Raw genomic sequence first — 23,160 nt, forward strand, 5'->3', positions numbered from 1 at the left:
TTCAGGAGGGGACCCAGAGGGTGACCCTGGTGCCGTTGCCCGGGGTGGACTCCACGGTGGCGTTCCCGCCGACCTCGGCCAGCCGGGCGTTGATCGACTCGCTGATCCCGAAACCGGGATGGGCTTCCGGGCCGAACCCGGTGCCGTGGTCGCGGATGATGGTGGCGATCCCGCCGGACCGTTCCTCGACCCGCACCACCACCTTGTCGGTGCCCGCGTGCTTCATGGTGTTGCGCAGGGCCTCCCGCACCGCGTCGCGCACGGCAAGCTGCCGGGCCTCGGACAGGGTCTCGTCGTCCAGCTCGGCCACCACCACCTGCGCGCGCAGGCCGTCCCTTGCCATCTCGGCGGCCAGTGCCGCCAGCTTCTCACCCAGCGGCCGGGAGCCCGCGGTGCCGCTGCCGCCCGCGTCGGACTCGATCCGCGCCCGCAGCTGGGACGCCTCCGCGCGGGCCAGTCGTCGCAGGGCGTCCAGCTCCTCCGCGGCGGAGGCGCCAGGGCGGGAAAGGGCCATCGCCTCCAGGCTCTGCAGCACGGTGTCGTGCAGCATCCGGTGCTGCACCGCGCGCTCCGCCCGCCTGCCGTGCCGGATGCCGTAGGCGAGGGCGAGCCGGGTGCCCAGCCCGACCAGTACCAGTGCCCCGGTCGCGGTGAGCAGCACGCCGAGCAGCGTGCCGAAGCCGTTGAACCCGGTTGCCGGGTCGAACTGCCCGGTGTTCAGCCAGTGCATGGCGGCGGACAGCGGCACACTGGCTACGGTCAGCGCGCCGCCGTAGAGCACGCCGAGCGCGAGGGTGAGCAGCGCGACCCCGCCGAGCAGGTGCTTACCGGGTACCTGCATGGCCGCGCCGAACACCGAACTGGGCACGGCGGCGGCCACCACCAGGTTCGCCGCCCCGGTGAACACCACGTCCGCGCCGAGCAGCAGCGCCGCCTTCCGGCCGTCGAAGGGCACCGGCCGCAGCAGCCAGAATGCACCGAACACGCTGAGCAGCACCGAGCACAGGGCGACCAGCGCGACCGGGGCGAGCCCGACGTGGCCGGTGGTGGCGCCCGCGCCGATGAACGCGGCCAGCGCGCCCGGCACCGCGATCACCCGGTAGGCCAGCGGGGCCAGCGCCACGTACCTGGCGGCGCGCAGCAGCAAGGTGTCCCGCGCGGCCACGTCCACCGTGCCCGCCAGGTACCGGATCCGGCGGATCGGCCGGATCGGCGTCGGATCGGCGATCTCGTCGGAGAGCTCACTGGTCGCGGTGGCCATCACGGGAGCGCCACCCCGGAGGAGGGCCATCAGGAAGTTGCCACGGCGACGTGACCCGAGACGATCCGGCGACATCGGTGCTCCAGACAGCAGGGTGGGGGCTCGAGTATCCGTCATCGGCGCGGGAAGAACGGAGAGCGCAGGCCGAAGTCCCACCGAATGACCCAGTGGATCACCCCGGGCTCTACTCGGTGTGGCGGAATCCCGCTTCGGGCCTCCCGGCGGAGTATCGCGGGACCGAGTAACGGGAAGTAATCGGTCGTGAGTGCACAGGAGTCGTCGTTCGTTCGCCGCAGGTACCTCGGCCGCCTGCTGCGAGACGCCGCACACCGAAGCAGGAGGAGGCCGCCACGGACACGACGTCGAGCCCCGATCGCATCCCGGAGCCGGACGAGGAAAGCGAAAGTGATCGAGGTTACCTTTTCTGAAATTGATTCCACTACGGCACGTGACATGTTATGGAAACCGGCCCCACAATCGTTCCCCAGTCACTACCGGACAGCCCCTGTGGAGCAGGAATGTGTAGACAGAGAGTGGCCCCGTGACTGCCAAGAGCAGGAGCAATGCTCGTCGGTAAGATAACTTTTCGACAACAAAAAGGACTCGCCCTAAGGAGTGCGCTTCTGAGCAAAATGTCACGAAGAGCTGTGATTGTTTCCATAAATCGAGACAAGAACGGGCTGCCCATACCAAAGTATGTAGTGCGACATGGGGGCGGACCTTAGGTTCGTAGGCTCTGGGAAATCCGACTGTCACGACGGTTGTCTGGGGCGACGAGATTCGCTCGCTCGTTGTGCTGCTGAGGGGACATGATGGTGCGAATCGCGATAGTCGAGGACGCGCAGGCGCGGCGGGCGCGCCTGCGCGCGACGCTCGAACGTGGCGACCGGATGGAAGTAGTGGCCGAGCGCCGCTGGCGGGACGGGGCGCCGGACGGGCAGACCCGTCCGGTGGACGTGGTGCTCTACTCCACCCGGGAGTTCGGGAACTGCGATGCGGGCGCGGTGCTGGCGACCCTCGAGTCACGCCCGGCCGTATTCGTCGCCGACGACCCCGTCGTGCCGGAGGGCTTCATCGGAGACCTGGTCGGCACGGCGCTCGGTGCCGGTGTCGGGACCGCGCTGCTGGTGGCTCCGGGCGCGGAGGAACTGCGGCGGGCCGTCTCGATCGTCGCGCTGGGCGGATGGACCATATCCCGGGCGGTCGCCTCCCGTCTCGTGCCCGAGTGCGGGTGGGGCGGGCGCTGCGACTGCGCCCGCCCCACGGACACCACCGCGGTGCTGACCAAACGTGAGGAGGACGTGCTGGCACTGGTCGCCTCGGGCGACACCAACCAGAAGATCGCCCGCGAGTTACTGCTCTCGGTGGACACCGTCAAGGAGTACATGACGTCCATCTTCGGCAAGCTGGGTGTCGACAACCGGGTGCAGGCCGCGCGGTGGGCGTGGCAGTCAGGTCTGGACGCGTCCCGGACCTGACCGGCGCTCAGGTGTGCCTGCGCACGACGAGGTACGGATCGGCGCGCAGTGCGTAGCGACCGCCGAGCCAGATCCCGGTGAGCAGGCCCCCCGCAGGAACCACCAGCGCCAGGAGCAGCCAGAGCGGGTGGGGGATGACGTCGGTGACGGAGATCGTCAGGCCGAGCAGGTCGCTGCTGGGACCGCTGAGCGCCATCGCGGCCACCAGACCGGTCACCGTGCCCGCCACCCCCGCGATGGCGGCGGTGAGGGCACCCTCACCCAGGAGCACCTTCCGGAGATCGCCGACACCGGAGCCCAGCACGCGCAGGATCGCGAAGTGGGACAGCCGTGCCCGGACGCTGTCCTTCGCCCTGGCCAGCCCCACGAACGCGGACAGCCCGGCGAACAGGACCAGTGCCCAGCGGGAGATCACATCGGCCGCGCCGAACAGTCCCGGCAGGTTCCGCACCCGGTCGGCGACCGGCGCAGCCGAGAAGTCCATCGCCTGCAGCTCGGCCGTGACCGCGCGAACGTTGCGCTCGTGGTCCACCTGGACCACGGCCGACACCGCGCCTTCGGTCCGCCGGTAGGTGTCAACGGGCTGCCCCGCCCGTGCGGCCGCGAGCGCCGCAGCGGTGTCCTCGCTCAGGTACGCCGTATCGGGCCCGTCCGTCTGCCAGCTCGGATCGAAGACCCCGACGACCTTCAGCGTCATCGCTTCCCCCGTCCCGGTGTTCGGTCCGGTGGCCTTCGTGTACTCGACCGGGAGTTCCGTTCCCACGTACGGGGTGAAGTCGATGCCCTGCGAGGACGCGGGCAGCAGTACCTGGTCGGGGCCGAGGGAGTCCGGCTGGGAACCGGCCACGACCGGCAGGTCGTCCTCGACGCCGAGCGTGTGCGTGCTGAACGAGAAGGCGGGCAGGCCGTCCTGGCCGGACGGGGTCTGGATCGAGGCGACGTAGTCGGCGGTGATGGTCTCGACCTCGGGAATCTCGGTCGCCTCACCGAGGCTTTCGGAATTGAGGGGGCGGACCGAGCTCCCGTCGTCGAACGACCACAGCTCGATATGTGTCAATCCGCCGGATCGCAGGACATCCCGTTCCACGGCGGCGGAGGCACCGGAGGCCAGGCCCGCGCAGAGCGCCAGCAGCGCGGCGAGTCCGGCCAGCAAGGGAAGCACCTTGCGCAGCGAGAGATCGGCCCGGGCCCACGTGAGCAATGACCAGCGCAACATTCGGCTACCGCTCCTTCGGGCCGGCTGGCTGGGTGCCCGTCAACCGGCCGCCGTTCATGTGCAGGACATCGGCGCAGCGGGCCACGGCCCGCCGGTCGTGTGTCGCGACGAGGACAGCCGCGCCCTCCCCTGCCGCCGTCGCGAGGGCATCGAGTACAGCCCCCGCGTTCACGTCGTCGAGGTTGGCCGTCGGTTCGTCGGCGAGGATCAGCGCGGGGCGCTTCACCGCCGCGCGGGCCACGCCGACGCGCTGCCGTTCCCCGCCGGAGAGATCGGTCGCCGGGGAATCGGCGAGACGGTCGAGGCCGAGACGGTCGAGCATGTTCCTGGCCGCGCTCTCGTGGCGGGCCAGCCGGGGACCGAACGCGGCCGCCACGTTCTGCCAGGCGTTCAGGAACGGCAGCAGCCCGAGATCCTGTAGCACGATCCCGATGGTCTCGGCGCGGATCGCGTCGCGCTCGGCGGAGCCGAGCGCTCCGGTGTCGCGTCCGGCCAGCGCCAGCGTCCCCTCCGCGGGAGCGAGAATCGTGCCGAGCAAGGCCAGCAGTGTGCTCTTGCCCGAGCCGGAAGGGCCGGTCACCGCCGTCATGCCGCCCGCCATCAGCCGGAGGTCGGCGTGGTGCAGACCGTTGCCGGAGGGGTAGGTGTAGCGGAGCCCTCGCGCGACGACGGCGGGTTCACCCGGGTGTGCGGGCATGATCTCGTGGCCCCCTTCCTCACTCGGTGAGTGCGGCGAGCTGATGGCCCGCCATCGTGGCTTCGCTGCTCGCGGCTTCCCCTGGCGCGCGGCTGAACAGGTCCTCGTGGCCGTCGACGCGGTACGGCTCGAGCGATGAGTGCAGCTCGGCGAGCTCTGGCTGGCGAACCTCCACGCCCAGGATCGCCGCGGTGTTCATGGCCTCGCCTGCGACGACGAGCTCGCCGCCGGCCAGCGCGGTCCGTGCGCGTTCGAGCATGACACCCGGATCGGGAACGTGCTCGCGCAGCTGATCACGACACCCGACCGTGCCGAGCAGGAACAACGCACGCACCCAGTGCCCATCGAGCTCGCCGGCGGGCGTGTCCGGCAGCCGCACGCGGGTGTCCGGGCAGCCGAGGTCGAACTCGGCGCGGATCCACATGGCGTCCTGCCAGGCCCGCAGGTTGTCCTCGGTGGCCTGTGCGGGCACCTGGATACCGGCCGCCGCCCGTTCGCCCTGCTGTGCCACCGGGCCACAGGTGATGGCCAGCCTGCGGCACACCATCGCGAGCACGATGTGATCCGAGTCCGGAAGGGAGCGGTCCTCGCCGAGCGCGGTGAGCTTCTGGACCAGCCAGTCGGGGGCGGCGTCCTGCTGCGCGGCGCTGGTGAGCGCGCGGGCGGCGAAGTAGGAGGCGCGCAGCGTGCCGAGCTGGGCCGGTGACTTCTCGACCAGACCGTCGGGGGTGAACTCGACCCGGGGAGGCGGCGTCCCGGCGTCCTGCCCTGCGTCCCGCAGGGCGCGCCTGGCGAGCCACTGGGTCTGCGGATCAGCGGAGTTCGCCCCTCGCCGCAGGCAGTCGAGCACCTCGCCGGATACGGACTGCTCGGCCGCGGGCGCGAGCACGACCCGCGCGGCCAGCTCGTTCACCGAGCCGTCGGTGCACTCGGCCACCGGGCTCGGCGAGGCGACCGCGAGCTGCCCGGGGAGCGGCTCGCCAACGGCCTCGAGCGCGTCGGCCGCGTTGAGCGCGGCCATCGGTGCCGTCACCTCAGCGGCATCGCGGGCCAGCCGCGCCGCCGCGCCGGATGGCACGCTGCCTGCCGCGCCGAGGCAGTGCAGCGTCTCCAGGTAGGCAGCCCTGGTGGTGAGGGCGGTCAGCGGGCTGTCGGTGGTTTCGGGTTCACGCAGGTAACGGACGGCCTCCTCGCGCGCGGCAGCGTGCTGGCCGCTTTCGGCCAGCACGGCACGCGGGGAAACGGCCGGGTCCTCGCCCACCGCCCGGCAGACGTAGAAGGCCCGCCATGCGGGGGTGTCGATGACGTCGGTGCGCACGAGCTCGGAAAGCGAGTCCACGTCCAGCGGCGGTGGCCGTTCGCCGGTACCGGCGAACGTGGCGGCGAGCCGGCCGTACGCGGTCAGGTAGAGGCTCGGGTCCGTACCGACGTCGGCGGCGCTTCCCCGCACCAGGTCGTTCTCGCCACGCAGCAGGGCAAGCTCGCTGCCGAGAGTCTCACCCTCGTAGGTGACCTGCGGCGTGTCGTCGTCCCAGAGGTCGCGGACCGCGGGAAACAACGCGACGGCCACCGCAAGTACCACCACGGCGATCCCCAGCCCGAACCCTTTGCGCCGCCACCACGGCCGGGGCGAGTCGTCCATGTCACTTCCTGAAATGTCGGGGTGTTTGTTGCCAGGTGGGGCGGTGGGCCCGGCATGCGGTCCGGGCCCACCAGCTCACTCAGCCGTTCGCGCAGGCGCTGGCGAAGGCCTTCGACCCGCTCTTGAACCCGGACGCGTCCGAGCATGTCGTGACGCTCGTGTTGAACGCCCCGCTCGGGTCGGCGATCCCGCTGATATCCGAGATCCAGCTGTTGGTGTTGGTCCAGGCGATCTTCCTGGTGTCCTCGCTGACGTAGGTGCCGCTCGGGCTGGTCGAGATCGTCGCCTGCCAGCCGTTCGCAATCACCGTGGCCACGTTCTTCACCTTGTCCAGGGTGTAGGCATTGCCGTTCTTCAACCCCTTCGACGAGGTCTTGAACGAGCACTTGTCAACGTAGACATTGCAGTTCCAGGCGTTCGCCTGGATGACTGCCCCAGTACCAGGGATCGCGACACTGGCGGAATCCGAAAAGGCCATCGCCTGGCCGGCGCTCCCCAGAACGAGGCCTGCTGCGACCACAGCCGTGGCTACTACTCTGCGCATGCTCGGTTACTTCCTTCACGATAGGTTTGACGGTGCCTCGCACCGCCGGTACGGGCTCGCTGCTACCGAGCCCGGGACCGGTGCGTGCGAGGCGCGCTTTATCGTTCAAGCTCGCGCGAGGGATCCACAACCCCACCTATGGGGGGTGAACGCGTCGGCTGGGGGTGCCGGCAGGCACGGCCTCAAGCCGGTTCGGGCGGCTCGAGCCCCTGGTCGGCGGCCCATTTGCGGAGCTCGGTGACGGCCTCGTCGTGGTCCAGCGGACCGCGCTCCAGGCGGATCTCCTTCAGGTGCTTCCACGCCTTGCCGACCAGCGGCCCCGGGGGCAGCCCGAGCAGCCGCATGATCTCGTTGCCGTCCAGGTCCGGGCGCACCCTTGCCAGGTCCTCCTCGGCCGCGATCCGGGCGATCCGCTCTTCCAGGTCGTCGTAGGTGCGCTGCAGCGCGGCGGCCTTGCGCCTGTTCCGGGTGGTGCAGTCGGCCCGGACCAGCTTGTGCAGCCGGGGCAGCAGCTCCCCGGCGTCGGTGACGTACCTGCGCACCGCGGAGTCGGTCCACTCGCCCTTGCCGTAGCCGTGGAAGCGCAGGTGCAGGTACACCAGCTGGGCGACCTGCTCGGTGATCTCCTTGCTGTACTTCAGCGCCCGCAAACGCTTGCGGGCCATCTTGGCGCCGACCACCTCGTGGTGGTGGAAGCTGACCCCGCCGCCGGGCTCGAACTTCCTGGTCGCCGGTTTGCCGATGTCGTGCAGCAGTGCGGCCAGCCGCAGCACCAGGTCCGGACCGGAGGTCGGCTCGTGCAGGGACTCCAGGTCGATCGCCTGCTCCAGCACGGTGAGCGAGTGCTCGTAGACGTCCTTGTGCTGGTGGTGCTCGTCGATGGCCAGCCGCATCCCTGGCACCTCGGGCAGCATGTGCTCGGCCAGCCCGGTGCGCACCATCAGTTCGATGCCCGCACGGGGCCGCACGCCGAGCATCAGCTTGGACAGCTCGGCCTGCACCCGCTCGGCGGTGATCCGCTTGATCTCCGCCGCCATCTCGGTCATCGCCTCGACCACCCGTGCCGCGGGCTCCAGCTCGAGCTGGGCCACGAACCGGGCGGCGCGCAGCATCCGCAGCGGATCATCGGCGAAGGACTCCTGCGGGGCGGCCGGGGTGTCCAGCTCCCGCCTGCTCAACGCCCCCATACCGTCGTGCGGATCGACGAACTTCTTTGTCGACAAGTCGATCGCCATCGCGTTGACGGTGAAGTCGCGGCGGAGCAGGTCCTCCTCGATGGTGTCGCCGAAGGTCACCTCGGGGTTGCGGCCGACCCGGTCGTAGGAGTCGGCACGGAAGGTGGTGATCTCCAGGGTGGAGCCCTGCTTGGTGACCCCAACGGTGCCGAACGCGATCCCGACCTCCCACACCGCGTCGGCCCAGCTGGAGACCAGCTTCAGCACCTGCTCGGGATGGGCGTCGGTGGTGAAGTCCAGGTCGGTCTCCCCGGATTGGGTGAGCCTGCCCAGCAGCGCGTCGCGCACGCTGCCACCGACGAGGAACAGGCTCCGGCCCGCCTTGGCGAACCGGGCGGCCAGCTCGTCGGCGACCGGCGAGATACGCATCAGCTCGGTCACCGCGTTCTGCTTCGCGGCACGTTCGTTCACAACTATTCCACCAGCTCGGGCGTCCACTTGTCAGCATTACTACATCCGTGCGGCGGCACGGACAGGAGAAGCCAGCCTAAGAGATACCGGCCATTGCTCTAGCATCGCAGCATGCCTGGATCGGCCGGTCGCTCCGGTGGCGCCAAACCGGGACGCCGGTCACGGCGCCGCCGTGGCAGGCGGCTGACCACGGTCGACGAGACCTCGGCTGGGGGCCTAGTGGTCGATCCCGGCCGGGATCGGGCCGTGCTGATCGGCAGGCTCGACCGGCAGGGCAAACTCCTCTGGTCGCTGCCGAAGGGCCATATCGAGGACGGCGAGACCATGGAGCAGACGGCGGTACGCGAGGTGAAAGAGGAAACCGGTATCACCGCGCATGTGCTGGAGCCGCTGGGCGCCATCGACTACTGGTTCGTCGCCGAACGCCGCCGGGTGCACAAGACCGTGCACCACTTCCTGCTGGAGGCCTCCGGCGGTGAGCTCTCCGACGAGGACGTCGAGGTCACCGAGGTGGCCTGGGTGCCGCTGGCCGAAGTGGAAGACCGGCTGGCCTACGCCGACGAGCGCAAGCTGGTCCGTAAGGCACGCGAACTTTTTCTCGACTCCGAACCCGCTGCCGAGGGGGCTGGCGAGTGACAGTGCCTCCGAGCACCGCTGGGATCCGGTTCGGCGCATTCGTGCTGACCTTGCTGTTCCTGGCCGGGAGCTGCCTGTTCGCGACGAGCGCGGGCGGGCAACCGCTGCCCGAGGAGCCGAACCGGCTGCGGATGGACATCGCCGACATGAGCCCGCGGCTGCTCACGGCGAACTCCACCACGCTGACCGTCCGCGGCAAGCTCACCAACGTCGGCGACCGCCCGATCAGCGATCTCAAGGCCAGGGTGCAGCTGGGCCAGGTGCAGTCCGGTGCGCGGGAGCTGGCCGAGTCACTGGCCGAGCCACCGCCCGCCGAGCTGTCCATGTCGCGGTTCACCGAGGTGGTGGACGAGCTCGTACCCGGCCAGTCCGCTCCGCTGGCGCTCGAGGTTCCGGTGAACGGCGCGGCGGACGGGCTGCAGATCGTCCGGCCGGGGGTGTATCCGCTGCTGGTCAACGTGAACGGCACCCCGGAGTACGGCGGGACCGCCCGGCTCGCCGAGCTGAACATGATGCTGCCGGTGCTCGAGGTGCCTGGCGGTTCGGACGGTTCCGGGCAGTCGGTCCCGGACCAGCCGCGCCGGATCTCCGTGCTATGGCCGATCGCGGCCACCGAGCCTCGGGTGGTCGCTGCCCCGTTCGGTGGCCCGCTGGTGCTCGCGGACGACGCGCTGGCCGATGCGCTCGCCCCCGGCGGCAGGCTGGACGGCCTGGTGTCGGCCGCCGAGCAGTCCAGGGACGATCCGCAGGTGTTCGGTTCGCTGTGTTTCGCGGTGGACCCCGACCTGCTACAGACCGTCGAGGCGATGGCTGGCGGGTACCGGGTCCGCACCCCCCGAGGCACGATCGAGGGCACCGGCGCCGCCGCGGCGAGCCGCTGGCTGGACTCGCTGCGCGCACTGGTGGACGGGAAGTGCGTGATCCAGCTGCCGTTCGCGGACGCGGACCTGGCCGCGGTCTCGGCGATCCGGGACGGCGCGCCCGGCCTCACCGCGACCGCGGTGGACAACGCGGACACGCTGACCAGGATCCTCAAGGTCAAGCCGGTGGAGGGGGTGCTGTGGCCGGACGGCAGGCTGGGCGAGGACGCGCTCGGCGACCTGAGCCGGACCGGGGTGCGCACGCTGATCGTGGATCCGGCCAGGCTGCCGGACGACACGGCCAACGGCTCCGCCCCCGAGCTGTCCGGGACCGGGATCCGGGCCCAGCCCTATGACGCATTGCTGGCCCGCGCGCTGAGTGGCTCCGGCGCCGCGAACACGCTGAACCCGGCCGTGGAACCGGATATCGCGGCCCAGAACGGGCTCGCCGTGCTCGCTGTCCGGGCCGGCCTTGACCAGCGGGAGACCGACCCGGGGCCGGTGCTGCTCGCGCCACCGCACCAGTGGACCGCCTCGGCCGCGGAACTGCGCACCCTGCTGCAGACCCTCGGGGACTTCGCGGGCAGCGGCCGGGTGGAGCCGGTGCAGTTGCAGGAGCTGCTGGCCACCCCGGCCGCGGGCAACACCAGGATGGTCCGCCCAGCAAGGGATGTGCCGACCGAACTGTCCGGCGAGGTGCTTGGCCGGATGCGGGAGATCGACGCCATCACCGACGACCTCGGCCAGGCGATGTCGGTGGACGCGACCGCGCAGGTGGAACCGGCCCAGGTACTGCAACCGCTGCGCAACGGGCTGCTGCGCGCGGCGTCCTCGGCCTGGCGCACCACCCAGCAGCGGGACCAGGCGGTGCGGGTGGCCAGGGAACAACTGGAAACCCTGCGTGGCCGGGTGACGGCGGTGACCCCGAACCGGCCGATCCAGCTCGCCTCCGGCAGTTCACCGCTGCCGGTGCTGCTGTCCAGCGAGCTGCCGGTCGCGATCACCGTGCAGATCAACCTGAGCAACGCGGCCGGGCTGCGGCCTGAGGACGTCCCGGACGTGGTGATCGCGGCGAACAGCAAGGTGAACCGGCGGATCCCGGCCGAGGCACAGCGGGCAGGAAAGTTCAACGTGTACGTGTCGCTGAGCACACCCGGCGGCACCCAGCTGGGGCCGCCCGCCCGGTTCGAGCTGATCTCCAACGAGTACGGCGTGATCACCATCATCGTGACGGCCACCGCGGGAGCCGCGTTGCTGCTGCTGGCGGGCAGGCGCATCTATCGTCGGGTCCGGGCGGAGAAGCGGGCCGGCACGAGCGGGTCCTGAGTTTCCGCCGGAAGCCGATTACGCTGGGTCGACCAGCTCGACAGCCGACGATGGGGCACGCCTTGGACAGAGGATCCGCTTCGCGACCAGAGCGTGAAGCGCAGCCTTCGCAACCCGAGCGCGGCGATCGCCCCCCGGATGGGGGGCGGCAGCGCCCCGATCGCAGGCAGCAGCAACCGCCACCGCAGGCGCAGCGCCCGGATCGCAGGCCACCACCCGCACAGGAGCCGCCGGAACGCCGCCAGCCCGGGCAGGCCCAGCCACCGCGCAGGCAGGCACCGGACCCGCGGGAGAACGGCAGGCCACAACGCCGGTCCGGGCAGTTGCCCGCTCAGCAGCCGCCCCAGCAGCCTCCCCAACAGCAACCACGGCAACAGCCGCCGCCGCGGCAACCGCAGGGCCCGCGACCGCCACGGCGCCAGCCCCCACCCGGTCCGCCGCCGCAGGGCCAGCCGCCTCCCGGCAGGCGCCCGCCACCTCCGGTGCGCCCCTGGCAGCAGGGCCAACAGGGGCAGCAGCCGCAGCAGGGCCGGCCGGCCGAGCCGGACGCCACCCAGTTCATCCGCCCGGAACACGGGGTACCGCCGGGGGCCCGCTGGCCCAGCGCCGACCCGGACATGATGCGGCCCTACGACGAGTTCGCCACCAGGATGCTGCCGCGCATCCTGGATGCGCCGCGCCCATCGGAGCCGATCGGGGACCGGTTGCCCGCGGTCGGGCTGGAGCCGGAGCACAAGCCGCGCCCGGAGCCCGCGGAGAGCAAGAAGGCCCCCTCGGTGGTCAAGGCCAGCGGCCGGATGGCGATCGCCACGCTGACCAGCCGGATCACCGGGTTCGTCTGGAAGGTGCTGCTGGCCGCGGTGGCCGGGCTGAGCGCGGTCTACGACTCGTTCACGGTGGCCAACACGCTGCCGTTGATCATCAACGAGCTGCTCCTCGGCGGGGTGCTGACCAGTGTGGTGGTGCCGCTGCTGGTGCGCTCGCAGGACGACGAGGACGGTGGCGAGGCATACACCCAGCGGATGCTGACCATGGCGATCACCATCCTGCTGGCAGGCACGGTGCTGTCCACCCTCGGTGCGCCACTGGTCACCTCGCTGCTGATCGACGACAGCGGGGAGGCCAACCGGGACCTGGCCACCGCCTTCGCCTACCTGCTGCTGCCCGGCCTGCTGTTCTACGGGTTGTTCGCGGTGCTGTCAGCGGTGCTGAACGCAAAGCAGATCTTCGGGCCTGCGCAGTGGGCTCCGGTGATCAACAACCTGGTGATCATCCTGACCATCGGGCTGTACGCGCTGGTGCCGGGTGATCCGACGCTGAACCCGCTGGCGATGAGCGACCCGAAGCTGCTGGTGCTCGGCATCGGGGTGTTCACCGCGATGACCGTGCAGGCACTGTTCCTGGTGCCGGCGCTGCGCCGGTCCGGGTTCCGGTTCAAATGGCGCTGGGGCCTGGACGAGCGGCTGCGCGAGTTCGGCGGGCTGGCCGCGTGGATCTTCGGCTACGTTGCGGTGAGCCAGATCGGCGTCATCATCAACACCCGGGTGCTGACCAGCGGCGACGAGGGCGGGGTCTCCACCTACTCGAACGCCTGGCTGCTGTTCCAGCTGCCCTACGGGGTGATCGGGGTCTCCCTGCTCACCGCGATCATGCCGCGGATGAGCCGGGCGGCCGCGGACGGGGACAACCGGCGGCTGATCGGCGACCTCTCCTATGCCTCCCGGCTCAGCACCCTCACCCTGCTGCCGATCTCGGCGGTGATGGTGGTGGCGGGCACCTCGATCGGGATCGCCCTGTTCAGCTTCGGCAAGGGCACGCTGGAGGACTCCGAGCGGCTGGGTCAGGCACTGGCGGTGTCCGCCTTCGGGCTGTTGCCGTACGCGCTGGTGATGCTGCAGATGCGGGTCTTCTATGCGATGAAGGACTCGCGCACCCCGACCCTGATCATGGCCGTGATGACCGCGGTGAAGATCCCGCTGCTGTACCTGGCGGGGGGCATCCTCAGCCCGGCCAACGTGGTGCTCGGCGTGATGATGGTGAACTCGCTGGTCTTCGTGGTCGGCGCGATCATGGGGCAGGTCTGGCTGTGGGTGCAGCTGGGGAACCTGCGCAGCAAGCGGGTGCTGGGGGTGATCCTGTTCACCGTGGTGGCCTGCGGGCTGGGCGTGCTGGCGGCCTGGCTGGTCGGGCTGCTGGTGCCGGACGCGCTGGGGGTCACCCTGCAGGCCTGGATCAAACTGATCCTGCAGGGCGCGGTCGGCCTGGGGGTCGCCTTCGGCGTGCTGATCGCGTTGAAGATCGACGAGCTGAACCCGATCACCAGGAGAGTCACCCGGATGGTGAAGCGGGCATAGGGATAGGGGTCGCTGCCACCCGGGTACCCGGATCGTTCACGTACCCTCGGTTGGAGATAAGCGGGAGAGTGCGGTGAACACGAGACGGAGCGAGCAAGGGGACGGGACCCGGGTGAACATTCGCACCAGGGGCGGCTCGCTGGCGCCCGGGGGAGTCGTCGGCGACGGCCGGTATCGGCTGCTCGCCCAGTTCGGCATCGACGAGCGCGCCGGCGCGCACCTGTGGCGGGCGCGGGACGGGCAGCTGCGCCGGGATGTCGCGCTGACCATGCTGGTCGGCGACCCGGCCGATGGCGAGGCCGCCAGGGCTGCGCGGCGCACCCTGGACCGCGCGGCACACGCGGCGAAGTTCAGCCATGGCGGGGTGGCCAGGGTGCTGGACGTGCTGAGTCTCGGCAACGGCATCACCTCCAGCGAGGGGCTGCTTGGCATCGTGGTTGCCGAGTGGACCAAGGGCAGCGACCTGTCCGACCTGGTCACCGAGCGGCCGGTGGCGCCTGCCACGGCGGCGCGGATGGTGCAGGCCCTGGCCGAGGCGGTGGACAGCGCGCATCACTCCGGCCTGGTGCTCGGCCTGGACCATCCGCAGCGGCTGCGGCTGACCCCGGACGGCAGGCTGCGGCTGGCCTTCCCCGGCCCGCTACCGGACGCGACCCTGCGCGATGACGTCAAGGCCCTTGGCGCGGTGCTGTACCTGCTGCTCACCGGCAGGTGGGCGTTGCCGGGCGGGCCGCCGGCCATCCCGGCCGCACCGTACTCCCCGAACGGCAGACTGGTGCCTGCCAGGTCCCTGCAGCCGACAGTGCCCGCGGCGTTGTCCGCGCTGGCCGGGCGCACGATCGAGGACGGTGGGCAGGGGGCCATCCGCACCAGCTCGGCGATCCTGCGGGTGCTGGAGCAGGCCGCGGAGGAAGAGGAACGCACCCAGCTGATCAAGCAGGTCGGCGATGAGAGCGTCGACGAGGACGGCGGGGTGTGGACCACGAAGAAGCCGGTGAAGGACGCCGCGCGGCGGCGCAAGCTGGCGCTCGGGGTGACCGTGCTCGCGGTCGCCGCGGTGGGCATCCTGGCCTGGCTGGGCATGATGGCGATCGACTTCTTCCAGGACGACCCGGCCTCCGGGCCGCCGGTGAACGTGGCCGATGAGCCGACCACCCAGCAGGCCGACCCGGATCAGGGCCGGCAGCCACCGGAATCGCAACCGCCCGCGCTCGGCGAACCGGTTCAACCCGCCTCGGTGCAGGTGTACAACCCGGAGGGCACCGGGGATCACGTGGCGCAGGCGAAGAACGCCATCGACGGCGATCCGGCCACGATCTGGCGTACCGACCAGTACCAGCAGCAGCTGCCCGCGCTGAAGTCCGGGGTCGGCCTGATCGTGGAGTTCGACGATCCGATCAACCTGAAGCAGCTGAAGATCGCCGCGGACAGCCCTGGCACGGCGGTCGAGGTGCGGGTGGCCGAGGAGTCCGACCCTTCGCTGGAGGCGACCAGGGTCGTGGCCAGCACCGAGCTGACCGAGGTGCAGACCGAGATCGACCTGCCGAAACCGGAGCAGGCGGAGTACGTGATCGTCTGGATCACCAAACTGTCCGAGGACGGCGCGGACCATGTCTCGGAGATCGGCGAGCTGACGTTCGTGCCTACGCAACCGTGATCTCCGGCGGTTAGTAGGCTCTGCCGGGTGACCGCAGCCGCACCATCGGACGCCGATCTCATCGCGGCACATGCCGCCGGGGACCCGCACGCGTTCACCGAACTGGTCCGCCGACATCGTGACCGCATGTGGGCCGTAGCCTTACGCACCGTGCGCGATCCGGAAGAAGCCGCCGACGCGCTGCAGGACGCCTTCATCTCGGCGTTCCGCGCGGCGAGCAAGTTCCGCGCCGAGTCCCAGGTCACCACCTGGTTGCACCGCATCGTGGTGAACGCCTGCCTGGACCGGGTACGCAGGCGGCAGGCGCGGCCCACCGTGCCGCTGCCGGAGACCGGGCAGCACGAGCCCGCAGTGCCGCGGGACGCGCTGGCCGAGCGGGAGACCACGCTGGTGGTCCGCAGGGCGCTGGACGAGCTGCCGGAGGACCAGCGTGGCCCGATCGTGCTGGTGGATGTCGAGGGATATTCGGTCGCGGAGACGGCGAGCATGCTCGGCATCGCCGAAGGCACGGTGAAGAGCCGGTGTGCCCGGGGTCGCGCCAAGCTCGCCAAGGTTCTCGGGCATTTGCGGAACCCGGACACCGAAGAGGCCGTCCCAACTCACGAAAGCAAACGCCAGGAGCCATCGGGGCGTACGACGCAGGCCGCGCCGCACGCGGGCGGGCAACGTGACGGGGAGGGACGATGACAGACGAGCAGCGGGGGACCGGCGAAGCCGTCGGTCCGCCTTGGTCTGTCGATGTACTCGCTGACCTCCACGCCGGAGTGCTGGAAGAGGAGCAGGCCGCGCGGTTGTGGCCGCAGGTCGATGCCGATCCCGAGGCACGGGCGATCATCGAGGCGCTGGAAGCGACCACCGCCGACCTTTCGGAGCTGACCACCGCGCCTGCCGGACCGATGCCGGCCGCGGTGGCGGCGCGGATCGACGCCGCACTGGCCGAGGAGGTCCGGCAGCGCGGCGGCACCGGCACCGACTCCGGTCCGGGTGCCGAAGCCGGGGTGGCCCCGGTGGTGAGCATCAACGCCGCACGCAGGCGTCGCAACCGCATGCTCGGCTGGGGCGGCGGGGTGCTGACGGCGGCCGCGGCCGCGGTGGCCGCGCTGGCCATTGTGCTGCCGGGGGACAACCAGACCCCGGGCAGCCCGGACACCGGGGGCGATCCAGGGCAGCCGCCGGTCGCACTGCAGCGGGACGCGCTGGGCGCGGCGATCGGTGAGGTGAACGGGGTCCGCGACTTCGGTGCGTTCGGCACCGAGCAGAAACTGGACGCCTGCCTCGCGGCCAACGGGATCGACCCGGACCGCAAGGCGGAAGGCGTCCGGCCGGCGACCATCGACGGCAGGGAAGCCGTGATCGTGCTGTACACCACCGGTGAGCTGGCCCAGTTCCGGCTGGTGGCGGTGCCGCCGACCTGCGGGCCGGAGAATCCGGAGCTGCTGGTCGACGAGATCATCGGCGGCACTGGCGGCTGAGTGGCCCGCGAGCGGCCCACGTCACCTCGGGAACATGCGCACCTACGATCGTGTTGAGCCTGACGTGCAGGTCGAGACGAGCGGAGGTCACGGGTGGCACAGGACGTACGGAACCTGATCATCGTGGGATCGGGTCCCGCGGGATACACCGCGGCCGTGTACGCGGCGCGCGCCCAGCTGGATCCCCTGGTGTTCGAGGGGTCGCAGTTCGGCGGGGCGCTGATGACCACGACCGAGGTGGAGAACTACCCGGGCTTCCGGGAGGGTATCCAGGGGCCCGAGCTGATGGAGCAGATGCGTGCGCAGGCCGAGCACTTCGGGGCCGAGCTGCGCGCCGAGGATGTCGAGGAGCTCGACCTCACCGGCGACGTCAAGTACGTGACGGTGAACGGCACCCGGTACGCCGCCCGCGCGGTGGTGCTGGCGATGGGCGCGGCGGCAAGGTACCTGTACGTGCCAGGGGAGCAGGAGCTGCTCGGTCGCGGGGTGTCCTCCTGCGCCACCTGCGACGGGTTCTTCTTCCGGGACAAGGACATCGCGATCGTCGGCGGCGGCGACTCGGCGATGGAGGAGGCCACGTTCCTCACCAAGTTCGCGCGCACGGTGACGGTGGTGCACCGGCGCGAGGAGTTCCGCGCCTCGAAGATCATGCTGGCGCGGGCGCGGGCGAACGAGAAGATCCGGTGGCAGCTGAACTCGCAGGTCACCGAGGTGCTCGGGGACGGGAGCGTGTCCGGGCTGAAGCTGCGCGACACGGTCACCGGGGAGGAGTCGGAGCTGGCGGTTTCCGGGTTCTTCGTGGCCATCGGGCACGATCCGCGCAGCGAGCTGGTGCGCGGCCAGGTAGACCTGGACGAGGAGGGGTACGTGCTGGCCAAGGGGCGCAGCTCGTACACCAACCTGGACGGGGTGTTCGCCGCGGGTGACCTGGTGGACCGCACCTACCGGCAGGCGATCACCGCGGCGGGGTCCGGTTGCACGGCGGCCATCGACGCCGAGCGGTGGCTGGCCGAGCACGAGGTCGCCGAGGAGGCCCAGGAAGCACCCGAACTGGTCGGCGGCGGTTACGCCGCATCGGCGCCGGTGAACTGATCACGCCGGCCGCGGCCGGTAACCCATTAAGGAGAGAACATGAGCGACACCGTTGCGGTGACCGACTCGACCTTCGTCGATGACGTGCTGTCCAGCGACAAGCCAGTGCTGGTCGACTTCTGGGCCACCTGGTGCGGCCCGTGCAAGATGGTCGCGCCGGTGCTGGAGGAGATCGCCAGCGACCACAAGGACAAGCTGAAGATCGCCAAGCTGGACGTGGACCAGAACCCGCAGACCGCCAGGGACTACCAGGTCATGTCGATTCCGACGTTGATCCTGTTCCAGGGCGGCAAGCAAGTGAAGCAGATCGTCGGCGCGAAGCCGAAGGCGGCCCTGCTCTCGGAGCTGTCCGAGGTCATCGGCTGAGCCTGGCCTGCTGTCCTATGTCACAGTGAGGCAACGACAACCCGGGGCCCGCGCGTCCATCGGACGTGCGCCCGGGTTTTTCGTTGTGGATCTGTTGTCGCCCGATGCGACGCTTCGGTTACTCCAGGTGCGTGAACTACGCGGGCGTGACGTGCGGTGACGCACCGACCGGCCCTGCGCGCTTACCGAGAGTTCGCAGGGCACAATAGAGACCCCCGGGTTGGTTCCGGAGGAAGCTGACAAGCATCGAGTGCACCAGCGGTGCCCAAGGAAGAGCGAGGAGTGCATGCGGGTACTCCGCCGCGGCGACGCCGGTCCGGACGTCGCCGAGATCAGGTCCATGCTCGCCGCGCTGGACCTGCTCCCGTCGGCACAGGGTTCCAATGGTCACGGCGCTTTCGATCTCGCGGTGGAACAGGCCGTCCGGGCCTTCCAGCAGCGCCGTGGCCTGCTCACCGACGGGGTCGTCGGGCCCGCGACCTACCGGGCTCTGCGGGGGGCCAACTACCACCTCGGCAGCAGGCCGCTGGCGTATCTGATCTCGACCCCGGTGCATGGTGACGATGTGTTCGCGTTGCAGGACCGGCTCACCGAACTGGGGTACGACGCAGGCAGGCCGGACGGGGTGTTCGGCCCGCAGACCGAGCGGGGCCTGCGAAACTTCCAGCGCGACTACGGCCTGCTGGTGGACGGTATCTGCGGTGCCGCCGTGGTTCGTGCGCTGCGCCAGCTGTCCCCGCGGGCGCGCGGCGGCAGGCCGGTGTTCCTGCGGGAGCAGGAACAGGTGCGCCGCGCGGGCCCCCGGTTGAGCGGCAAGCGGATCGTGCTCGACCCGGGGCACGGCGGCGCCGACACCGGGGTGAACGTGCACGGCCTGCGCGAGGCCGACCTGGTCTGGGACCTGGCTCGCCGCCTCGAAGGCCGGATGAAGGCCACCGGCATGGAGGCCCTGCTGTCCCGCGGCCCTGCCCACAGCCCGGCCGAGGCCGACCGCGCCGCCTTCGCCAACGAGGTGGGCGCCGACCTGTTCCTCTCCCTGCACTGCGACCAGAACTCCGCCCCGGAGGCGCAGGGCGTGGCCAGCTTCCACTACGGCAACGGCTACGGCTCCACCTCCACGGTCGGCGAACTGCTGGCCGGCTTCATCCAGCGCGAGCTGGCCGCGCGCACCGGCCTGAAGGACTGCCGCACCCACCGCAAGACCTGGGAAATCCTGCTCAAGACCCGCTGCCCCGCGGTGCGCATCGAGATCGGCTACCTGACGAACGCCGAAGACCGCCGCCGCCTTGCCGACCCCGCCTTCCGCGACATCGTCGCCGAAGGAATCCTGGTCGCCGTCAAGCGCCTCTACCTGCTCGGCGAGAACGACCAGCCCACCGGCACCTTCACCTTCGCCGACGTACTCGCCCACGAACTCGCCAAAGCCGAGTAACTCACACCAGTCCCGTACCCACCCCCCACCACTCCCTGGGGGGCGACCCCGCTGCCAGCGTATCGGGCTGGGCGGGTTGGTGGGGGTGCGCGCGGCAAGTTGTGGACAACCCTGGGTAATTGTGGATAACCCGCGCGGGGCATGCTGCCCGGCGAGAGTTACCTGCCGGGGGGTTCGTCCTCCTCGAGGAGTCGCCGGGTCTGGGTTCGCAGGATCTCGATCGTGCGGGCCAGGTAGTCCGCGATCACCCGCTGCTCGGCTGGTTCGTAGCCGGCCACCAGGTCGTTCATGGCCTTGCCCAGCCCGGCGAAGGCGGCCGCGAAGGCCCGCGAGCCACCCTCGGCCACGCTGATCACCACCCGCCTGCGGTCGAACGGATCGGGCTCCCGGCAGACCAGCCCGGCCCGTTCCAGCCGGTCGACCATGCCGGTAACCGCGCCGGGGGTCAGGCCGATCTCCTTCGCCAGCTCCCCCGCCGACAACGAACCGCGCCTGCCGATGTACGCGAGCGCCCGCTGGTCCACCGCGCGTACCCCCAGCCGTGCCCCTACGGCCTCGTGGAACGCGACCACCGCAGTACTCAGCTCCCGCCCGAGTTCGGCACCGCTGACATCGTCGGCATCCTGACCCACAAGCTCACTTTAGCACTGTCGATATTTCTGTATAGTAAACTAAACTACTTTGTGAGGGAGATATCGATGAGTAGCAGGTTTCGTGCGGAGCTGGCTCTCGCACTGGCCGTACCGCGCTGGGCCTTCCGGTTCTACCTGCGGTACTTGCCGGTCATCGGGGGTCTGTCCCTGGTGCCCGCGGTACAGCGGTTGGTGGTGGTGAACTGGGCGGAGCAACTCCCTGGCTGGCTGGCCACCGCCACCGAGGTACTGGTGCTGGGCGTGCGGATCCTGCTGCTGGTGGTGATCTGGCGGCTGGCCATGCGCGGGGTGCCGGAACATCAGCAGCGGTGGGGCACGGCCTCGGCGTTCGCCACGGCTCACTGGCCGAGCCTGGTGCTGCAGGGCGTACTGCTCTCGCTGGCCTTCCTGACCTTCGACCTGCTCGCCGAGCATGCTGTCGCCGGGCTGCTGCCGGAATCGGCGCGGCAGGGCTACCTGGCGGTGCTGCTCATGCTGAAGAACCCGACGGTGATCGCGTTCACCTTCGTATGGCTGGTGGGCATGGTCCGGCAGGTGTTCGGCTCTGGCGTGCCCGAACCGGCAGGCCGCGGCCGCCGGGTCCCTTAGACGCGCGCGGTACTTGGTTCGGCGGTGGTGACGCTGACCTGGCCGAGTAGCTTTTCCAGGGCCGCCTCGACGTCTTCCTTCCAGGAGATGGCCGAACGCAGTTCCAGCCGCAACCGGGGCCAGCGTGGATGGGGGCGCACCGTCTTGAATCCGACGCTCTGCAGGAAACCGGCTGGCAGCACGCAGCTGTGCTCCTCGGCTGGATCCTCGTCCTCGCCGTTCTCCGCGTCCCCGAAGGCCTCGATCGCCCGCACCCCGCGCTTGGTGAGGTCCTTGGCCACGGCCTGCACGAGGACCCTGCCAAGGCCGCCATCGCGGAACTCGGGTAGCACGTGGAAGCCGGTCAGCAGCACCGCGTCCGGGCTGGGCGGCGAGGTGGGGAATGCGTTCGACCTCGGCACCGCGTTCGGCGGGGCGTAGAGCACGAACCCGACGGGGAGGTCCTCGCTGAAGACGATCCGGCCGCAGGAGCCCCACTCCAGCAGCACCGCGGAGACCCAGGCCTCCTTCTCCACCTCGGTCTCGCCGAACTCCTCGGCCTGCTCCCGCAGGTGCGGGGCGAGTTCCCAGTACACGCAGCGGCGGCACCGCCGCGGCAACTGCTCCAGGTTGTCCAGCGTGACGCCCGTGATGCGTCGCGACACCCGTCCTCCCCGGAAGTTCTCATCGCATGGTGGAACCACGACCGGCGCTGCCACCGGTCGACGGCGCGCACGGAAAGGTGGATCAGCAATCCACTGCTGAGGATAGGCTGATGTGACAACGGCCGGAAGGGCGGGAGCCGGTTAGCGAGCACGGTTACACTCGATGGATCTACCCGCCGGTAGAACTCAGCCCCCCGACCTGTCTGCGAAAGTGCCAGATGACGACCTCCGGACCACCCGAACCCACGCCGGGTAGCCAGCCCAACCAGGCCGGGCACCACAACCTCGACCCGCATCTCGACCGGTACGCCGCGCGCACCGCAGGGATGACCGCGTCCGAGATCCGAGCGTTGTTCGCGGTCGCCAGCCGGCCCGAGGTGGTCTCGCTCGCGGGTGGCATGCCCAACCTGGCCGCGCTGCCGCTGGACTCGTTGTCCACCCAGATCGCCGACCTGATAGCCGAGGACGGGCTGGTCGCGTTGCAGTACGGCTCGGCGCACGGCGTGCCGGCGCTGCGCGAGCAGATCTGCGAGATCATGGCGATGGAGGGCATCTCGGCTCATCCCGACGACGTGGTGGTGACGGTCGGTTCGCAGATGGGCCTGGACATGGTCACCAGGCTGTTCTGCGATCCCGGGGACGTCGTGCTCGCCGAAGGCCCTTCCTACGTCGGCGCACTCGGCTCCTTCGCCGCGTACCAGGCGCAGGTGGTGCACGTCGCGATGGACGACGACGGCCTGATCCCCTCCGCCCTGCGCGAGGCACTCGAACAGGCCGAACGGGCGGGCCAGCGGGTCAAGTTCCTGTACACGATCCCGAACTTCCACAATCCGGCCGGGGTTACCCTCGCCGTCGAGCGCAGGTCCGAGATCCTGGAGATCTGCGCCACGCATGGCGTACTGGTGATCGAGGACAACCCGTACGGGCTGCTCGGCTTCGACGGCCAGACCTACCCGGCGCTGCGGGCCAGCGATCCGGACAACGTGGTGTACCTGGGTTCCTTCTCCAAGACCTTCGCCTCGGGCCTGCGGGTCGGCTGGGTGCTGGCACCCCACGCGGTGCGGGAGAAACTGGTGCTGGCCGCGGAGTCCGCCACCCTGTGCCCGCCCACCTTCAACCAGCTCGTGGTGTCCCGCTATCTCTCGACCCACGACTGGAAGGGCCAGATCAAGACGTTCCGGGAGAACTACCGGCAACGACGGGACGCCATCCTGTCCGCCCTCGAGCAGCACATGCCGCCCGGATGCAGCTGGACCAAGCCGGACGGCGGTTTCTATGTGTGGGTCACCGTGCCGGAAGGAGTGGACACCAAGGCGATGCTGCCGCGGGCGGTCACCGCCCGGGTCGCCTACGCCTCGGGCACCGGGTTCTACGCCGATGGGCTCGGTAGCAGGCAGATGCGGCTGTCCTACTGCTATCCCACCCCGGAACGGCTACGCGAGGGGGTACGCAGGCTGGCCGGCGTACTCGAGTCCGAGCTGGAACTCGTGCGCACCTTCGGTAACGTGCCGACCCGCACCATTTCCGGGCCGCAGTCGCCCTCGCCGGACACGGCCTGAGCGCCTGGTTCCGACCGTCCCCAGCACAAGAAGGAGC

Annotated in this window: 20 protein-coding genes; 12 read left to right on the forward strand and 8 right to left on the reverse strand. The window is 70.2% G+C overall.

Annotation, left to right across the window (positions count from 1 at the left end; genetic code table 11):
• Position 1 precedes the first annotated feature (1 nt).
• Entirely contained in the window at positions 2–1,261 is a 1,260-nt protein-coding gene (locus KOI47_RS35185; RefSeq protein ID WP_232376448.1) for a sensor histidine kinase, read from the reverse strand.
• Positions 1,262–2,070: 809 nt separating this feature from the next.
• Here KOI47_RS35185 and KOI47_RS35190 point away from each other — a divergent pair.
• Positions 2,071–2,739 carry a helix-turn-helix transcriptional regulator gene (locus KOI47_RS35190; protein ID WP_216212224.1) on the forward strand — a complete coding sequence of 223 codons (669 nt, stop codon included), beginning with the start codon at positions 2,071–2,073 and terminating at the stop codon, positions 2,737–2,739.
• A 7-nt stretch (positions 2,740–2,746) separates the two neighbouring features.
• Here KOI47_RS35190 and KOI47_RS35195 read toward each other — a convergent pair whose 3' ends face one another.
• The 5 genes from KOI47_RS35195 to KOI47_RS35215 form a co-directional block, all read right to left on the reverse strand.
• A complete protein-coding gene (locus KOI47_RS35195) occupies positions 2,747–3,955 on the reverse strand; it encodes an ABC transporter permease (RefSeq protein ID WP_216212228.1) in 1,209 nt (402 codons plus the stop codon).
• Between the two features lie 4 nt (positions 3,956–3,959).
• Positions 3,960–4,652 (reverse strand): ABC transporter ATP-binding protein, encoded by a 693-nt coding sequence (locus KOI47_RS35200; protein WP_216212231.1) that lies wholly within the window; start codon positions 4,650–4,652, stop codon positions 3,960–3,962.
• A 19-nt stretch (positions 4,653–4,671) separates the two neighbouring features.
• Complete coding sequence (locus KOI47_RS35205; protein ID WP_216212234.1) at positions 4,672–6,294, reverse strand: hypothetical protein; 1,623 nt, start codon at positions 6,292–6,294, stop codon at positions 4,672–4,674.
• Positions 6,295–6,373: 79 nt separating this feature from the next.
• Positions 6,374–6,838: a hypothetical protein gene (locus tag KOI47_RS35210; protein ID WP_216212237.1), complete on the reverse strand. Its 465-nt coding sequence runs from the start codon at positions 6,836–6,838 to the stop codon at positions 6,374–6,376.
• Positions 6,839–7,020: 182 nt separating this feature from the next.
• On the reverse strand, positions 7,021–8,484 hold the full coding sequence (locus KOI47_RS35215) for a CCA tRNA nucleotidyltransferase (RefSeq protein WP_216212240.1): 1,464 nt from the start codon (positions 8,482–8,484) through the stop codon (positions 7,021–7,023).
• A gap of 111 nt (positions 8,485–8,595) precedes the next feature.
• On the opposite strand from KOI47_RS35215, the gene KOI47_RS35220 reads away from it, so the two are divergent.
• From KOI47_RS35220 to KOI47_RS35260, 9 genes are all read left to right on the forward strand, one after another.
• The gene (locus KOI47_RS35220) at positions 8,596–9,120 is read left to right on the forward strand and encodes an NUDIX hydrolase (RefSeq protein ID WP_216212242.1); all 525 of its coding nucleotides are present in this window, start codon (positions 8,596–8,598) and stop codon (positions 9,118–9,120) included.
• The gene (locus KOI47_RS35225; RefSeq protein WP_232376449.1) at positions 9,117–11,306 is read left to right on the forward strand and encodes a DUF6049 family protein; all 2,190 of its coding nucleotides are present in this window, start codon (positions 9,117–9,119) and stop codon (positions 11,304–11,306) included. Before KOI47_RS35220 ends, KOI47_RS35225 begins: the two co-directional genes overlap by 4 nt.
• 482 nt (positions 11,307–11,788) lie before the next feature.
• The gene (gene murJ, locus KOI47_RS35230) at positions 11,789–13,660 is read left to right on the forward strand and encodes a murein biosynthesis integral membrane protein MurJ (RefSeq protein WP_232376450.1); all 1,872 of its coding nucleotides are present in this window, start codon (positions 11,789–11,791) and stop codon (positions 13,658–13,660) included.
• Positions 13,661–13,733: 73 nt separating this feature from the next.
• Positions 13,734–15,317, forward strand: coding sequence for a protein kinase family protein (locus KOI47_RS35235; protein ID WP_408629879.1), 1,584 nt, complete (start codon positions 13,734–13,736; stop codon positions 15,315–15,317).
• Between the two features lie 27 nt (positions 15,318–15,344).
• A complete protein-coding gene (gene sigM / locus KOI47_RS35240) occupies positions 15,345–16,004 on the forward strand; it encodes an RNA polymerase sigma factor SigM (protein WP_216212248.1) in 660 nt (219 codons plus the stop codon).
• Positions 16,001–16,789 carry a hypothetical protein gene (locus KOI47_RS35245; protein ID WP_216212252.1) on the forward strand — a complete coding sequence of 263 codons (789 nt, stop codon included), beginning with the start codon at positions 16,001–16,003 and terminating at the stop codon, positions 16,787–16,789. Before sigM ends, KOI47_RS35245 begins: the two co-directional genes overlap by 4 nt.
• A 93-nt stretch (positions 16,790–16,882) precedes the next feature.
• A complete protein-coding gene (trxB, locus tag KOI47_RS35250; RefSeq protein WP_216212255.1) occupies positions 16,883–17,881 on the forward strand; it encodes a thioredoxin-disulfide reductase in 999 nt (332 codons plus the stop codon).
• 39 nt (positions 17,882–17,920) lie between these two features.
• A complete protein-coding gene (gene trxA, locus KOI47_RS35255; protein WP_216212257.1) occupies positions 17,921–18,247 on the forward strand; it encodes a thioredoxin in 327 nt (108 codons plus the stop codon).
• Between the two features lie 286 nt (positions 18,248–18,533).
• Complete coding sequence (locus tag KOI47_RS35260) at positions 18,534–19,679, forward strand: N-acetylmuramoyl-L-alanine amidase (protein ID WP_216212261.1); 1,146 nt, start codon at positions 18,534–18,536, stop codon at positions 19,677–19,679.
• 158 nt (positions 19,680–19,837) lie between these two features.
• Here KOI47_RS35260 and KOI47_RS35265 read toward each other — a convergent pair whose 3' ends face one another.
• Positions 19,838–20,311 carry a MarR family winged helix-turn-helix transcriptional regulator gene (locus tag KOI47_RS35265; RefSeq protein WP_216212262.1) on the reverse strand — a complete coding sequence of 158 codons (474 nt, stop codon included), beginning with the start codon at positions 20,309–20,311 and terminating at the stop codon, positions 19,838–19,840.
• Positions 20,312–20,377: 66 nt separating this feature from the next.
• Here KOI47_RS35265 and KOI47_RS35270 point away from each other — a divergent pair, with 66 nt between their 5' ends.
• Positions 20,378–20,920, forward strand: coding sequence for a hypothetical protein (locus tag KOI47_RS35270; RefSeq protein ID WP_216212265.1), 543 nt, complete (start codon positions 20,378–20,380; stop codon positions 20,918–20,920).
• Here the strand turns inward: KOI47_RS35270 and KOI47_RS35275 are convergent.
• Positions 20,917–21,564: a GNAT family N-acetyltransferase gene (locus KOI47_RS35275; RefSeq protein ID WP_216212268.1), complete on the reverse strand. Its 648-nt coding sequence runs from the start codon at positions 21,562–21,564 to the stop codon at positions 20,917–20,919. The two genes, KOI47_RS35270 and KOI47_RS35275, sit on opposite strands and share 4 nt — an antisense overlap.
• Positions 21,565–21,782: 218 nt before the next feature.
• Here KOI47_RS35275 and KOI47_RS35280 point away from each other — a divergent pair, with 218 nt between their 5' ends.
• Entirely contained in the window at positions 21,783–23,123 is a 1,341-nt protein-coding gene (locus KOI47_RS35280) for an aminotransferase-like domain-containing protein (protein WP_216212270.1), read from the forward strand.
• Positions 23,124–23,160 lie beyond the last annotated feature (37 nt).

The sequence above is a fragment of the Amycolatopsis aidingensis genome, assembly GCF_018885265.1.
Classification (GTDB): Bacteria; Actinomycetota; Actinomycetes; order Mycobacteriales; family Pseudonocardiaceae; genus Amycolatopsis; species Amycolatopsis aidingensis.

Bases quoted from the DNA above. Each gene is read 5' to 3' on its own strand.
- KOI47_RS35205 (WP_216212234.1), bottom strand. From the start codon at position 6,294: ATGGACGACTCGCCCCGGCCGTGGTGGCGGCGCAAAGGGTTCGGGCTG.
- KOI47_RS35245 (WP_216212252.1), top strand. From the start codon at position 16,001: ATGACAGACGAGCAGCGGGGGACCGGCGAAGCCGTCGGTCCGCCTTGG.
- KOI47_RS35190 (WP_216212224.1), top strand. From the start codon at position 2,071: ATGATGGTGCGAATCGCGATAGTCGAGGACGCGCAGGCGCGGCGGGCG.
- KOI47_RS35185 (WP_232376448.1), bottom strand. From the start codon at position 1,261: ATGGCCACCGCGACCAGTGAGCTCTCCGACGAGATCGCCGATCCGACG.
- KOI47_RS35195 (WP_216212228.1), bottom strand. From the start codon at position 3,955: ATGTTGCGCTGGTCATTGCTCACGTGGGCCCGGGCCGATCTCTCGCTG.
- trxA (WP_216212257.1), top strand. From the start codon at position 17,921: ATGAGCGACACCGTTGCGGTGACCGACTCGACCTTCGTCGATGACGTG.
- KOI47_RS35280 (WP_216212270.1), top strand. From the start codon at position 21,783: ATGACGACCTCCGGACCACCCGAACCCACGCCGGGTAGCCAGCCCAAC.
- KOI47_RS35210 (WP_216212237.1), bottom strand. From the start codon at position 6,838: ATGCGCAGAGTAGTAGCCACGGCTGTGGTCGCAGCAGGCCTCGTTCTG.
- KOI47_RS35220 (WP_216212242.1), top strand. From the start codon at position 8,596: ATGCCTGGATCGGCCGGTCGCTCCGGTGGCGCCAAACCGGGACGCCGG.
- KOI47_RS35270 (WP_216212265.1), top strand. From the start codon at position 20,378: ATGAGTAGCAGGTTTCGTGCGGAGCTGGCTCTCGCACTGGCCGTACCG.
- KOI47_RS35200 (WP_216212231.1), bottom strand. From the start codon at position 4,652: ATGCCCGCACACCCGGGTGAACCCGCCGTCGTCGCGCGAGGGCTCCGC.
- KOI47_RS35260 (WP_216212261.1), top strand. From the start codon at position 18,534: ATGCGGGTACTCCGCCGCGGCGACGCCGGTCCGGACGTCGCCGAGATC.